Here is a 14,919-nt window from a genome sequence, read left to right as displayed (position 1 = left end):
ACTTGTTTTTGTGTTGAAATTTTTGAAATCCTCCCAAAAAAAACCTAATTTTAGCGTAATTTATTTTACGTATCAATCTAATTTTTAACCCCAAATAATTAACTTTTTATTAAATATGATGTCAAATCGTAGTGAAAGGGGCAGTTTATGCTATCCCATTTCAAGATGGCCAAAAAAGGCACCAATCTTTTTGTCCTTCTTGTTTCTGATGTTCCAAGCAAAGGCTGAACTGTTAGCGGAATACAATGTGTGGAACTTAGAAATAAATTCCTATAAAAGCGTCCGAGTGGTGCAATCGATTACGGGGACAGTCGTGGATGCAACAGGTAGTCCCGTTGCTGGTGCTTTGGTCAGTATCAAGGGCGGTACAGCTCGTGTTTCTACAGGAATGGACGGTAGTTTTTCGATTAACGCAAACGAAGGAGATGAATTGGAGATCTCGCATCTTGCCTATTTTTTCAAAACAGTTAAAGTAGGCAAAGAAAGTAATCTCACGATTATTATGCAACAAAATGATAACACGATCGACGAGGTAGTGGTCACTGGCTACACCGAATATGCTAGAGGAAAAAGCCCCAGTGCTACTTCACAAGTCAATGCGGCGGATATCAACAAAGTGCCGATGAGTACGCTAGATCAGATCCTTCAAGGGCGTGTACCGGGTATGAGCGTTGTTTCGAGCTCAGGCCAGCCAGGACAAAGTGCGAGCGTGGTCATTAGGGGCGTGGGATCTATTAAGGGAACAACTACACCACTATATGTGATGGATGGAATTCCTATCGAAGAAGGATATTTCCAAACGATCAACCCCGAAGATATCGAGACGGTCAATGTGTTAAAGGATGCGTCTGCCAAAGCGCAGTACGGATCCCGTGGTTCTAATGGGGTTATCGTGATTACGACAAAAAAAGGTAAGCAAGGAAGGTTAGGAATAAACTATAGTTCGCAATATGGTTTTTCCGCGTTGACACAACCTGCTTTTGAAATGATGGATACAAGGGAGCGGCTACGTTTTGAAGAAGAAGTAGGCTTGGAGACAGGACGTGATATAGGTCCGGGTTGGAGACTGTCGCCTAAAAATCCTTTCTATGGAACCAATTCGGCTTTATGGCAGCAAAATGCAGACCAGACGTTGGATAGTTTAAGAGGCGTAAATACCGACTGGCGGGATCTTTTCTTCCAGGATGCTCGTTTTATGCAGCAGCAGCTTAGCTTAAGTGGGGGTAATGAAAATGTGCAGACATACAATTCGTTAGGCTTGTGGAATGAAGAAGGTATTGTAAGGGAAACGGGATTGAATAGATATTCGTTGCGTAGCAATACCAATATGAAATATGGTAAGTTTACGGCAGCATTCAACTTGAATTTAGGTTATTCCAACTCGCGCTTTACATACAATGAAGGGGGAACGGGTGTGGGGTCACCTATGGCCTCCGTTTATTATGCGCTACCCTACGAATATCCCTATACTGCCGACGGTGTTTTCCATGCATCTGAAGAATATATGCCGTTCTATGATACCCGAGAGGGAAGTCGGGGCATAGATGTATTGTTCGGTACTTCGGACAAAACAGAGCAATTCAAAACCATATTGGGCGTCAATCTAGCATACGAAATTATAAAAGGGTTGAAGATCAGCACGCGTTCGGGAATCGACTTTAGAAATTCTGTCGATCAGGTTTTTATCAATCCGCTTTCCTATATCGGTAGCACACAAAATGGAGAAAAAGGAGCTTTTGGTGAAGGGTACCGCCGAAACTTTAATCTTGTTTCGACATCAGGCATTACGTACAACAAACATGTCGATAAGCATGATTTTGAAGTGTCGGGTTTCTTCGAATATTTACAGAACAACGCAAGATCATTTAGTTATCGCGGTTATGGATTGGACGACCGCCTTCCAGAGTCTCCGAAGGCAATTACGGTAGGTCCAACTTTTTTGCCAGGTCTTGGTGGTAGCCGCTCTGCCAGTGCTATGCTTTCTTATATGGGGTTAGGGCGTTACACCTATGATAACAAATATACAGCTACAGCCAGTTACCGTTATGATGGAGCATCCCTTTCTTCTGTACCACTTCACAATCGTTGGCAAGGATTTTACTCTTTTGGTGCGGCATGGGATGTCAAGCAAGAAAGTTTTCTGAGTGACTATGACCTTATCCCAGTATTGAGGCTACGCGCGAGTTATGGGCAGACAGCTAGTCCAATCGGAAGTGCATTTAATCATCTTTCCTTGTATGAAGTTGATGATACGTACAATGGTGACCCTACAATAATCCCGAGTAATATCGTAAACCCAGACTATAACTGGGAATATGTAGATGAGTTCAATGCAGGGTTAGATATTTCTTTTTTTCAGTCGCAACGACTAAAATTGACGGCTGATTTTTACAATAAGATCACCAATAACATGTTTATTGATCAGCCAGTTTCTGCCACAGTAGGCGCTGGCCGTGGAGTGGAGATGCCGCTGAGTACGGGGAGGATGCGTAATAGAGGTATTGAATTTAATCTGAGTGGAGATGTTGTGCAAACCAAAGACTTTAACTGGAATATTGGTTTCAATGGGGCCTTTAATGATAATGAAATACTGCGTGTGAGCGAAACGACACCCGAATTGCTAGAAGGCGATACACGTATCATTAAAGTAGGAATGCCTTATGGAACTTATTATGCACCAAGATGGGCAGGGGTAGATCCCGCAAATGGAGAAGCACGCTATTATAATCGCGACGGCTCAATAACCAATTTATATGTTGCTGAACAACAGGCTGTGCCATTGGCAGCGAGTCTGTTGCCTAAGTTTACCGGTGGTATCACGACTGCTGTACGCTGGAAAGATATTACATTGAGTGCCTTATTCTCTTTTGTGTCGGGTGTACAACGTTGGAACAACATCGATTTCTACAATGAAAACCAAGCATACATGACTAGTAATCAGAGCAAGCGAATGCTGTATGACCGTTGGAAAAAACCAGGCGATGACGCCACCTTGCAGCGTATCGATATCCCGAGAAACTTTACATCTAAGGATATTCAGGATGCTTCCTTTATGCGCTTGCGGAATCTGCAATTGAATTACCGTCTTCCGGTCGCCTTGTTTGGGAAAACTATTTTTAGATCTGCAGATATTTTTGTGCAGGGGCAAAACTTGTTTACCTGGACGACTTGGCGTGGCCTAGATCCTGAAAATAACAGGCAGTATGGTCGGTTTGAATACCCGAATGCGAGAAAATATACCGCAGGTGTAAATGTTAATTTTTAAGTGAACCATATAGGGGTCATCTTTAGATAATTTTGAGAATAATGAATATCAAGAAAATATATATCGTGTTTGCAATGGCCGGAATGGTCTTGCAATCTTGTAATAAATTAAATTTGCCACCAACGGACAGTATAGATGATACCAAGGCTTTTCGTAATTTGAATGATGTGAACATGGGGGTGCTGGGTGCTTATCGACTAGTAGAGTATACCTTGATCGAAACGGGAGGCATCGCTTCTGATGAAATTATGTTGCCAACCGAGAATACGGTGTCTAATACAACGGCTCACCGTTGGCTCTATGATTCTGGCACAGCTTCCATGACAACCGGATTTTACGATTACTATGAACCGGTCAGGAATGCAAATCTGGTCTTGGCCGCTATTCCAAATATTCCTGTGACTGCTGGCGAACAAAGTTTGATGGATCAGTATCAGGGCGAATTGTTGGCGCTACGCGCGTATTGTCATTTTGAGTTGTTACGTGGATATGCTTCTTCTTACGATCCCAGTGGAATGGGGGTTCCATATATGAAGGTATATGCTGTTGGTACCCCATCAAGACCTACTGTGCAGTCAAACTTTGACGATATCAATGCAGACTTGCGCGCTGCGAAAGAATTGATTTCGGATGGGTTTAACGACAATACACGGATTACAAGATTAGCGGTGTCGGCTATACAGGCCCGCGTTGCTTTGTACGAGAAAAAATGGGATGATGCGATTGAATATGCATCGGAAGTGATCGGTCAAGAACCTTTGGCGCCTACAAGTGATTTTGGCAGAATTTGGACAGACCAAAGTCAATCTGAAGTGATTTGGCGCTTGGCAAGAGTAGCGGGTGATGATTCGCGTATTGGAGCATCCTACTACCGCGAAACAGGAGCAATCGTCCTCTATGCCCCTTCGTTCAAATTGATTGATATGTTTGGTTCGTTAACACAACGTACCGAGGATGTTCGCTTTGGCAGTTACATCAAATACGATCCTGCTCGTGCTACAGGTGTAAAATCGGCTTATCTGGTCAACAAATATGCGACGGGTATTGTCCCAGGAGCACCCGGTCTGGTATCGGTCAAGTTGTTTCGTACAGGCGAGATGTATCTGATTCGGGCAGAAGCAGAACTGGAAAGAAATAACAATGCAACAGGTATCGCTGCCGCCGTCAAGGATTTGAATGAGCTGCGTAGGGCTCGGATTTACGACTATGCAAACATCTCATTACCGACTTATCAAAGCGTTGTGGATGAATTGTATAAAGAACGTTTTAAAGAATTAGCTTTTGAAGGGCACCGATTCTTTGATTTAAAAAGGCGAAAATTGCCTGTAGAGCGTCTGGCACAGGATGTGACCTACGCTATTGGTGCTGATAAATTAGAACCTACCGATGCACAGTACTGTTTTCCTATTCCTGCAGAGGAGTTTACGATAAACAAGAATATGCGTCAAAACCCAAAATATACAAGTAATGAAGACTAAAAGCACGATGAAAGGAATATTTTACGCATTTGCGGTATTGGCATTTTTTGCTTCCTGCGATAGGAAGGAAATCCCCAATCCATTTGATCCTAATGCACCTAAACCTACGAAGCCGGAAGGCAGAACAGGTTCAATCGGCATAGTAGGAGAGGTCGCTGATGTGCAGACCACAACAAAATCTGGTGTTGTTATTATGGGAGGAGGCACGGATGTCGATGCGGCATTTCGTTGGATGATCGAACGCAGCGGCGGAGGTGATGTGGTGGTGATCAGGTCCAGTGGAACCAATGCTTACAATCCCTATATCAAAGGGTTGGGCAATGTCAACTCGGTGGAGACACTTCTTATTAATTCGCGGCGGCTGGCCGACGACGACGGTGTTGCACAGATTATCCGCAATGCTGAAATGTTGTTTATCGCGGGCGGAGACCAGTCGGATTACACCGGGTTTTGGAAAGGAACCAAAGTCATGGCTGCTATTAATTATTTGTTGACCGAAAAGAAAGTGCCTGTTGGTGGCACGAGTGCCGGAGCAGCGGTCTTGGGTAACTATTATTTTAGTGGGGAAAGAGGTGGCGTTGATTCCGAAGAAGCCTTGGTTAATCCTTACGCAACGAAAGTTGCCCTTGGTCGGGATGATTTTCTAAAGACTCCATTTCTTCAAAATGTGATTACGGATCAACACTTTTCCCAAAGGAACCGTCAAGGACGTTCCGTTGTTTTTCTCGGTCGTATCATGAACGACTGGAGCAAAGTTCCTCAAGGGATTGCTGTGGATGAAAGAACTGCTGTCTGTATAGATGAGGAGGGTATGGCAACAGTTTTAGGTGCCAATAAAGCTTTTTTCTTAAAAACAGATGCAACCAAGACGCCAGAAATTTTTAGTGCTAATACGGCGGTGACCTGGAATCACGGTAGCGCAGCAATAACGGTTTCTGCGATATCGGCAACAGTAAGTAGCAATAAGTTTAATATGAAGACATTTGAACCGGAAAATACAACAGGATTGGAAAAATTCTGGTGGTATGTTGTCGCAGGAAGTTGGAGTTCAAGTATTCGTCCTTAATACGATTGGAAATGAAGAATATTTTAAAAATGATCGGTTTGTTTCTTAGTTTTAGTATACTGCTTTCCTGTGGTTCACAACAGATAGATACAGATGCGACCAAGCATGTCTTGGTCATCCACGGTGGAGCAGGTACGATTGAAAAGCAATTCATGACAGCTGAAAAGGAAAAGGCGTATAACGATGCGCTTACTGCCGCTCTCCAAAGTGGATACAATCTAATCAAAGATGGGAAATCGGCTGTAGATGCCGTTCAAGCAGCTGTAAATGTGTTAGAAAACTCGCCACTGTTCAATGCGGGTAAGGGCGCTGTATTTACGCATGATGGTAAAAATGAGTTGGACGCATCTATCATGGATGGCGCAACTTTAAAAGCTGGAGCAGTTGCAGGTATTTCCACCATAAAAAACCCGATAAATGCCGCAATAGCTGTTATGAACAAATCGGAACATGTCATGATGGTCGGTCGGGGAGCAGAACAATTTGCCGCCGCGAATGGTTGCGATACCGTTCCACCATCTTATTTTTTTACACAGGAGCGCTGGGACCAATTGCAGCGAACGATAAAAGAGGAAGAAACTGGACGAGCGGCGTTCAATGATCTCGATATCCGTAAGAGCAAGATATCGGGGATCTCGGATGCGGATAAAAAATTCGGAACAGTAGGCGCCGTCGCTTTGGACAAAAAAGGTAATCTAGCTGCCGGAACTTCTACCGGTGGTATGACCAACAAACGATATGGCCGGGTCGGTGATTCTCCGATTATTGGTGCGGGTACATATTGCAATAATGCTACAGCTGGGATCTCGTGTACAGGATGGGGTGAATACTACATCAGAGAGGTGGCGGCAAACCGCGTATCGGCCCTTATTGAACTCAAAAATCTTTCGGTAGTGGAAGCTACAAAGCAAGTCATTGAAGAGATAGGTGAACTGGGTGGTGATGGTGGTATCATCACGTTAAACAAAGCCGGGAAAGTTGCTATGGAATTCAATACTTCGGGTATGTACCGTGGTACAGTGGATGAAAACGGAAAAATATCAATTTATATTTATAAATAATGAAGAATTTTTTTGCTAAAATATATGTTTTATTTGTTGCCTCGGTGTTTGCTGTAGGCTCAGCATATGGTCAGGATAAAGGGAGCTTATTTATTATCGGTGGAGGAGACCGTTCACCCGCACTAGTCAAAGACTTGGTCGAAACAGCTCATTTAAGGCCGAACGATTATATCGTTGTGCTACCGATGGCCACCAGTATTCCTGAGGAGTCTGTCGCGTACATCAGCGGGCAACTGTCGGAGTTTTCTCAACATGTTATTACAAGCTTTAACTTTACGAAAGAGCAGGCCAATAATAGCCAAAGTTGGATTGACTCGGTACAAAACGCCCGACTGATCTATATAACAGGGGGAGACCAAAATAAGTTTATGGATGTGGTTCAAGGAACTAAACTGTATGATGCCTTACACCTGGCTTATCGCAAAGGTGCCACGATTTCTGGAACAAGTGCTGGTGCCGCAGTGATGTCACAGTTGATGATTACTGGTGAACAACATCAGAAAAAAGACGGTGATAGCTTTCGGGAAGTAAAGAGCAAGAATGCCGTGACAGCACAAGGAATGGGTTTTTTGACGAATGCTATTATAGACCAGCATTTTATAATACGTAGCCGTTACAATAGACTTTTGAGTGTATTGGTGGATCATCCAGATAAGACGTTGATTGGTATAGATGAAGGAACAGCTATTGTCGTGACGGGTAAAAAAGTGAGAGTAACTGGCGATAGTCAGGTGATTGTCGTGTCGGCTCCAAAAAAAGTACAGGTTTCGGATACGGATACCGTATCCTTTAAAGATGCAAACCTTTCCCTTTATTCGCATGGACAGAACTTTAAATTAAAATAACAATACGGAAATCCCGGTAATACAGAAGACTTAAAATTATGAAGATATTAAAACGAATTGTACCTGCTTTTTTAATCACGCTGATTGTATTCGCAGGATGTAAAAATGAGAAATATGACTTTGATTCATTGCCTCCAACAGTAAAGAGTTTCTTTACGATCACAAACACGGAGTTGCATATTGACGAAGAAATTCATTTTAAAAACGAATCAGCAGATGGTGATTCGTATTCCTGGGACTTTGGCGACGGAACCACATCGACAGAGAAAGAGCCTACAAAAACTTATACTGCCCCGGGTGCTTATACCATTAAATTAAAGGTGGTTGGTCCAGGAGGGACGGGTAATTATGCAAAAGATATAGCTGTTATCGATCCAAATGCTGTTATCGAAACGGATAAAGAACTTTATTTTATCGAATATGGTAATCCAGTTAGGGCGATTAGAAAAATTTCTTTAGAAATAGGAGCAACAGTTGAAACGGTCGTTAGCTTGACAAGTAGAGCAGGCTATGGATTAGCTTATGATGCTATCAACAAGAAGTTTTATTTCAGTGATTATTTAACGACCGCTAACGGTATGATATGGAGCTTTAATAGTGATGCAAGCAACGTACAGTCTATTGTTTCAGGTATAACCGATCCTTACGCGGTCGCTGTCAATCCTGTCGCGGGAAAGATATACTGGGCAGATGACGCTGGGAATATTTCAAGGGCTAATCTTGATGGAGGTGATTTTGAAAAAGAATTTATCCATGTACAACTTACCGCTACGAGGGCAGGTCAAATGAGAGCAGTGGCTTACAACAGCAAAACAGATCTTATTTACTTTTATGAAGTATATAATGAAGATCTGTATGTCGCTAAGAGTGATGGTACAAGCGTTGAAAAGATTGTTTCGGATGTATATGGCTACGGAATGTTTGTAGATGAAGTCAATTCAAAAATTTACTTTGAAGATCGAAATAGCTCTTCAATCATTAAGGCTAATTTAGATGGATCTAACCAAGAGAAGTTTGTGGATTTGGCAGCTAGCTCGCGGGCGTATGGAATGGCAATTGACTATACAACGAATAAGTTCTATTGGACGCAGCTGACTTCAAGTTCTGATAATAGTGGTTTGATAAAGCGAGCGGACTTAGATGGGAATAATGCAGAAACATTCTTATCGGGCATAGTTGCTCCGGGAGCTATCATTATCAAAGACAAAGAAGACTAAAAAAAAGAAATCTTAGAAGTACAACGAGGTTGTTATGAAAATGGCAACCTCGCTGTAAATCAGTTCCTTTAGTTAGTTGTTATCTTAACGAAAGTGTTGTTTGGAGTATTTTTCCGGTAGACACATTATTTTCTTTTACCACTTCGCCATTTTTTATAATTTGTGCTTTCAACGTAGAGGCATCAGACGTACCCGTTCCATTCGCAGAAATAATGATACGTAAATCGTCTGCGGTGATTTCTTCACTCGTCCAGGCAGAACCGAAATCACCAGTTTTTGTTATGGGAGAGCTACTTCCATCATAATAGACAATAGTAGTAATATTGACATCCGAAGAGCCAATTAATTTGTAGGTAATGGTACTGCGATCGTTACCTGGCGTATCATCTTTGTCACTACAGCTTCCGAAGAACAGCGCCGTAAAAGAAAGGAAAAAAGCAAATAAAAATAAGGGTTTTAGTGTTTTCATGAATTTTATTGAATTTGTGATATAAATGAGGTGCGTATACAAAAAATATACCATAAATAAGTTTTCGTGATATTTGCCTGAAAATTGAATATTATACTACTTTTGTGTCAATGAAAAAAGTAATCCTGAATAAAGGCAAAGATAAGGCTGCCTGGCAGTTGCACCCTTGGGTGTTCTCTGGAGCAGTATATAAAGTTATAGCAGAACCAAAAAATGGAGACGTCGTATCAGTGTACAATAATGAGAACGAATTTATTGCATTTGGGATATATAACAATACCTCTAGAGTAGCTGTACGTTTATTGGAATGGCATCCAGATCGTGAAATCAATGAAGAATGGTGGCGAAATCGTGTACGTAATGCTGTAAATAGCCGCTTACATTTGTTGTCGGAAAGGAATGATAGTGTACGCTTGATTTTTGCAGAAGCTGATTTTATGCCGGGATTAATCGCGGATAAATACGCTGATTATATATCCGTACAGGTTCACGCCGCAGGAATAGAACAGGTAAAGCCGATCATTATCGATGAACTTGCACAGTTGTTGAAACCTAAAGGCATCTATGAACGAAGTGATCTTAAGTCCAGGGAGCACGAAGGTCTGCCAGACAATAATGGATTATTATATGGGACAGTACCTCCAGAGTATGTGACCATCGTTGAAAACGGTATTCAGTATCAGGTCAATATTGTTGAGGGACAAAAATCTGGATTTTATTGTGATCAACGCGATAACAGGTTAATAGCCGCGCAATATGTAAACGGAAAAAGAGTACTAGATTGTTTTTCGTATTCGGGAGGGTTCACATTGAATGCGCTGCGTGAAGGAGCCGACCATGTTACGGCGGTAGATAGCTCGGCCTTAGCGATCGACACCCTACGACAAAACATAGCACTGAATGGATTTCATAATGACCGATACGCTGCTGTCCAATCCGATGTCAATAAATACTTGCGTCAACTGGGAGAAGACGGGGCCAGATTTGATCTCATTGTGCTTGATCCTCCTAAATATGCACCGTCGAGATCGATGTTGGATAAAGCCTCTCGTGCCTACAAAGATTTGAACAGAAGGGCATTGATGCTGCTCGAAAGCGGCGGATTATTAGCCACGTTCTCCTGCTCCGGTGCGATGGATATTGATACCTTTAAACAGGTACTTGCATGGGCAGCTCTCGATGCGGGCAAGGAAATACAGTTTATTCGACAATTCCATCAACCCGAAGATCATCCAGTGCGTGCTTCATTTTCAGAAGGGGAATACCTTAAAGGTTTATTGGTACGTGTTGTTTAATTGGCGACGCCTCTACGCCGCCAATTAATCCATACAACAATTCCTAGAATAGCAAATACACCAGCCCATTGCAATGCAGTCACCTGTTCATGCAATACATAGAAAGACATGCCCACTGCTACCGGTAACTCGACAGCAGATAAGATACTCCCTAGTGAAACACCTGTTTTGGGCATGCCATATGCAAATAGTACGGGCGGCAATACCGTTCCAAAGAATGCTAGAAGCAATCCATATTTAACTATTGATGCATTTAAAGACGATTGCAGCGAGGAAACAGGCTGTAGCGTTATCGTAATCAAAATAAATGCACCGGTCACCATATATGCGCTCTTCTGGATCGGAGGATAATCGTTTCCTACTTTGCTGTTTACGATTATAAAAATAGCATATGCTACAGCTGCCGATAGCCCGTAGAGTACGCCAATAATATCGATATCCGCGACGGTATCTTGAAAAACTCCCGTTGCGAAAAGCGTTGCAAGAAGAATGAACACAATGCCAATACCTTCTTTTCGATTGGTTTTTTGTTTAAACACCACAAGGTTGATGAGTGCGCTGATCCAAATGTATTGCATCAGCAATACAATAGCAATGGAGGCGGGTGCGAGCGATACACATTTGTAATAAAAAATACTAACCACACCTGTGGAAAAACCAGCGAAAATGATTTTCCAATATTTGGTTCTTTTTGGATAAGGCTTGTGTTCGGTCGAGAATAAACGCGTAATGAGATAAAGTATCCACAAAAATAACATTCCAAAAAAAGCTTGTACTCCTGTTACTTCTCCTAAGGAAAAGCCGTTCGCATAGGCCTTTTTTACAAAAGTAGATAAGATTCCAAAGCTAGCAGCACCTAAGAAAACAGCGATAGCACCCTTAATTTGTTCCATGCCTGCTAAATTAAATAACAATTGTGGAAAAAAGAGGGTTTTATTCTCCGTCTTGAGCCAATACATTTGTGTTGATGGGTAGAAATAGGATTCAACAAATTAAGTTTATCGCAGCAGCTGTTGCATTTTGTATATTTGTAGCCTCTTGCGGGGCCAAGAAAAAAGGGTATTCATATGGAAAACCTCCCGCAGATCGAAGCACTGTGGCTCCTTCAAAAGATACAAGGCGTTCGGGAAACACCTTGTCGCACTATGCCGATGTATTGGGGGTGAGCACTAAAGATATGAACAATTCTTTGTATTCATTTATCGATAATTGGATGGGTATCCCACATCGTCTAGGTGGATTGACCAAAGATGGTGTAGATTGTTCCGCTTTTGTCGGTATGATATATAAGGAAGTTTATAGCAAGAATTTACCCCGTACCTCTAGAGATATGGCTGCAATAATAAAACGTAAATATGACGATCAATTGCGGGAGGGAGACTTGGTGTTTTTCTCTTTTGGCGGAAAAAATATTGATCATGTGGGGATTTACCTACACAATGGTAAATTCGTACATGTTTCTACGCAAAAAGGTGTCATGATTTCAAATTTAAAAGATGCTTGGTATTACAAGTATTTTACCAGGTGCGGTACACCGAATATTTAAAGACTGTGTTCGTCTTAAATGTTTCTACTATCCAGGAGCTATTCAATAAGTCTAATATCTCAAATCTAATATCTAGTGTCTCACATCTAAATACTTTATCGTAAGTTTGTGTGCAATCTATTTTTAATTATGTCGGATAAAACCAAAAGAATTTTTTTAGCTATTTGTATAATAGTACCGTTTATTGTTTACTGTGTAGTTTATTATTCTTCGATGATCAAAAACGCGCCCTATCGTTTTTCTGACTTTGAATCGATTGAATTGACCTATGGAACACCAGATTCCTTGTTGAATACCTTCAATTCAAAAACTGGTGATTATCAGTATTTGACAAATGATAATAAGCTCGTGCGAGATAAGCTGAAAATGAGAGACGATGATCTATTGTATCTACATCGTAAAGCGCAGGAATTAGGTTTTTGGAATGTGGATGACGATATGACCACCAAGAAGGATGCTGCTAATCCGAAATCACACATCCCTCGTTACATTTTGAAATTCACCTATAAAGATAAATCAAAAGAAGTTGTTCTAGACGCGGATTACGAAGGAAATCCGAAAATGAAAGATGCCGCTAAGTCCACTATTGATCATGTAATGACCATGCTTGCAGAAGTGAAAGCGAGATAGTAAAATATTAGTGATAATGTTCACCAACAACTTGTTGACTTTGGTGTTCATGTTTGAATAACACTGCAAATGCCACCGCAATCACGAGCGTATAAATGGCGAATGCGATCCAGATATGATACCAATCTTTTAGGAAGATTGCATGATCAAAAGCTCCGTTTGATATATTTACACCTCTTGAGGAGATAAAATTGTGTAAATTGGAATTATCCGGGCTGGTGTCCAAGTAACTTGATAGGGAGTGGATATTGTCAAAAGATAAGGTATAATATCTATCAATAAGCCATCCCGATGCCAGCGAACCAAATACAGCGCCAAATCCGTTAGTCATCATCATAAATAAACCTTGGGCAGAAGATCTTATTTTGGAGTCCGTTGTAGTCTCCACAAAAAGAGAACCTGAGATATTGAAAAAATCGAATGCCATTCCATATACTATGCAGGACAAAATAATCATCCATAATCCGCTGAATGGGTCTCCATAAGCAAATAACCCGAAGCGCAAGACCCAGGCTACCATCGATATAAGCATTACACGTTTTATTCCAAACTTTTGCAGAAAGAAGGGGATTGCTAGGATGAATAGTGTTTCCGAAACTTGCGATATAGACATGATAATGGTGGAATATTTCACCACGATAGCGTCTATGTATTTAGGATAAAATTTAAATTCATCGAGAAAAACATCCCCGTATGCGTTGGTTAATTGTAACGCTGCGCCCAGAAACATAGAAAAGATAAAAAACAAGGCCATTTTATAGTTTCCGAAAAGCTTAAATGCTTCTAATCCAAGTAGCTGTGTGATACTTGCGTTAGCTTTTGTTAGATGCTGAGGTGGACAGTTGGGAATGAAGAAAAGCGAATAGACAGCGAGTGTGATAGATCCCGCAGCCGCAATATAAAATTGATATTCGGTAGCTTTATTTCCCGTCAAGTTAGTTATCCACATCGCAACAATAAAGCCAATTGTTCCCCATACACGAATAGGAGGGAAAGCTTTGATGAGGTTATATTGCCCCTGCGTCAATGCTGTATACGCGATAGAATTGGATAAGGCTAACGTGGGCATGTAACAGCACATCGCTGCGAGCATGATATTAAAAAATGTTGAAGGTTCGTTAACTTGTGTTAGATAGATTAGACATAAGGCATACAAAAAATGCAGTGCGATATATAGGCGTTCCGCATTGATCCATCTATCCGCAATAATGCCAATTAATGTAGGCATGAAAAGTGAGGCAATACCCATGGTAGAAAATATAGCCCCAAATTGCGTTCCGTCCCATTGCTTTGTCCCAAACCAATAGTTGGCTATTGTAATCAACCATGCACCCCACACAAAGAATTGCAGGAAATTCATGATGGTCAATCTTAACTTTGTAGACATATATATACGTTATGATTTTCTACGTTCGATTTCGTCTCGAACCTTAGCAGCGGTTTCGTACTGCTCATTCTCAATAGCTTTTTGGAGTGTATTTTCTAGCTGTTCGTCAGTGAGTGAAGCGTAGGGGGATACTTCAGGTTTAATAGGAGCTTGTTCTTTTTGTTTTTCTGTGGGAGTTGGAGGAGTAATAGCTTCTGCAGGCGAACTGATATTCTCCAAGAACGCAAAATCGTTGCTTTCAATGACGATTCCGGCAGAAGACATAATAAAATCATACGTGTAGATCGGGGAATCAAAGCGAACGGCTAACGCAACGGCATCAGAAGTACGCGCATCAATTTCTGTCGTTTTCCCATCTTTTACACAACTGATTTTGGCAAAGAAAATTCCATCCACTAGATTGTAAATTAATACCTCGTTGATGTTGATATCAAAAGTCTCGGCAAAGGATTTAAAAAGGTCATGCGTAAGCGGACGACTCGGTGTCATTTTTTCAATTTCAACTGCAATGGATTGCGCTTCAGCGCTTCCGATAATTATCGGAAGTCTACGGTTACCATTCACTTCTCCCAATACCAACGCGTATGCGCCTGACTGTGTTTGGCTATACGACAAGCCCACTATATCTAGCTTAATTTTCTTCATCCTAAAACACCTTAC

13 protein-coding genes are annotated in these 14,919 nt (G+C 41.5%); 9 read left to right on the top strand and 4 right to left on the bottom strand.

Annotated features, from left to right (window positions below; translation table 11 throughout):
- The first annotated feature begins 115 nt into the window (after positions 1–115).
- The 6 genes from C4F40_RS10240 to C4F40_RS10215 are packed head-to-tail and all read left to right on the top strand — an operon-like array spanning position 116 to position 8,932.
- The gene (locus C4F40_RS10240; RefSeq protein ID WP_196939222.1) at positions 116–3,265 is read left to right on the top strand and encodes a SusC/RagA family TonB-linked outer membrane protein; all 3,150 of its coding nucleotides are present in this window, start codon (positions 116–118) and stop codon (positions 3,263–3,265) included.
- 41 nt (positions 3,266–3,306) lie between these two features.
- Positions 3,307–4,743: a RagB/SusD family nutrient uptake outer membrane protein gene (locus C4F40_RS10235; RefSeq protein WP_231389995.1), complete on the top strand. Its 1,437-nt coding sequence runs from the start codon at positions 3,307–3,309 to the stop codon at positions 4,741–4,743.
- On the top strand, positions 4,733–5,809 hold the full coding sequence (locus tag C4F40_RS10230) for a cyanophycinase (protein WP_196939221.1): 1,077 nt from the start codon (positions 4,733–4,735) through the stop codon (positions 5,807–5,809). The genes C4F40_RS10235 and C4F40_RS10230 overlap by 11 nt, the downstream gene beginning before the upstream one ends.
- Positions 5,810–5,820: 11 nt before the next feature.
- A complete protein-coding gene (locus C4F40_RS10225) occupies positions 5,821–6,870 on the top strand; it encodes an isoaspartyl peptidase/L-asparaginase family protein (RefSeq protein ID WP_196939220.1) in 1,050 nt (349 codons plus the stop codon).
- Complete coding sequence (locus tag C4F40_RS10220; protein ID WP_196939219.1) at positions 6,870–7,715, top strand: cyanophycinase; 846 nt, start codon at positions 6,870–6,872, stop codon at positions 7,713–7,715. The genes C4F40_RS10225 and C4F40_RS10220 overlap by 1 nt, the downstream gene beginning before the upstream one ends.
- Before the next feature lie 38 nt (positions 7,716–7,753).
- Positions 7,754–8,932 (top strand): PKD domain-containing protein, encoded by a 1,179-nt coding sequence (locus tag C4F40_RS10215; RefSeq protein WP_196939218.1) that lies wholly within the window; start codon positions 7,754–7,756, stop codon positions 8,930–8,932.
- A 79-nt stretch (positions 8,933–9,011) separates the two neighbouring features.
- On the opposite strand, the gene C4F40_RS10210 is transcribed toward C4F40_RS10215, so the two are convergent.
- Complete coding sequence (locus tag C4F40_RS10210; RefSeq protein ID WP_196939217.1) at positions 9,012–9,401, bottom strand: hypothetical protein; 390 nt, start codon at positions 9,399–9,401, stop codon at positions 9,012–9,014.
- Between the two features lie 110 nt (positions 9,402–9,511).
- Here C4F40_RS10210 and C4F40_RS10205 point away from each other — a divergent pair, with 110 nt between their 5' ends.
- A complete protein-coding gene (locus tag C4F40_RS10205) occupies positions 9,512–10,696 on the top strand; it encodes a class I SAM-dependent rRNA methyltransferase (RefSeq protein WP_196939216.1) in 1,185 nt (394 codons plus the stop codon).
- Here the strand turns inward: C4F40_RS10205 and C4F40_RS10200 are convergent.
- Positions 10,693–11,589, bottom strand: a complete 897-nt coding sequence (locus C4F40_RS10200; RefSeq protein WP_196939215.1) for an EamA family transporter — start codon at positions 11,587–11,589, stop codon at positions 10,693–10,695. The genes C4F40_RS10205 and C4F40_RS10200 overlap by 4 nt on opposite strands.
- A gap of 74 nt (positions 11,590–11,663) precedes the next feature.
- Here C4F40_RS10200 and C4F40_RS10195 point away from each other — a divergent pair, with 74 nt between their 5' ends.
- Together C4F40_RS10195 and C4F40_RS10190 are read left to right on the top strand one after the other, a co-directional pair.
- Positions 11,664–12,242, top strand: coding sequence for a C40 family peptidase (locus C4F40_RS10195; protein ID WP_196939214.1), 579 nt, complete (start codon positions 11,664–11,666; stop codon positions 12,240–12,242).
- A gap of 213 nt (positions 12,243–12,455) precedes the next feature.
- On the top strand, positions 12,456–12,872 hold the full coding sequence (locus C4F40_RS10190; RefSeq protein WP_196939213.1) for a hypothetical protein: 417 nt from the start codon (positions 12,456–12,458) through the stop codon (positions 12,870–12,872).
- Between the two features lie 7 nt (positions 12,873–12,879).
- On the opposite strand, the gene C4F40_RS10185 is transcribed toward C4F40_RS10190, so the two are convergent.
- A complete protein-coding gene (locus C4F40_RS10185; protein ID WP_196939212.1) occupies positions 12,880–14,259 on the bottom strand; it encodes a nucleoside permease in 1,380 nt (459 codons plus the stop codon).
- A gap of 9 nt (positions 14,260–14,268) precedes the next feature.
- Positions 14,269–14,904, bottom strand: a complete 636-nt coding sequence (locus tag C4F40_RS10180; protein WP_196939211.1) for a bifunctional nuclease family protein — start codon at positions 14,902–14,904, stop codon at positions 14,269–14,271.
- Positions 14,905–14,919 lie beyond the last annotated feature (15 nt).

The sequence above is a fragment of the Sphingobacterium pedocola genome (assembly GCF_015209965.1).
In the GTDB taxonomy this organism is placed as follows: domain Bacteria; phylum Bacteroidota; class Bacteroidia; order Sphingobacteriales; family Sphingobacteriaceae; genus Sphingobacterium; species Sphingobacterium pedocola.
This window is presented reverse-complemented; position numbering and strand designations above follow the sequence as displayed.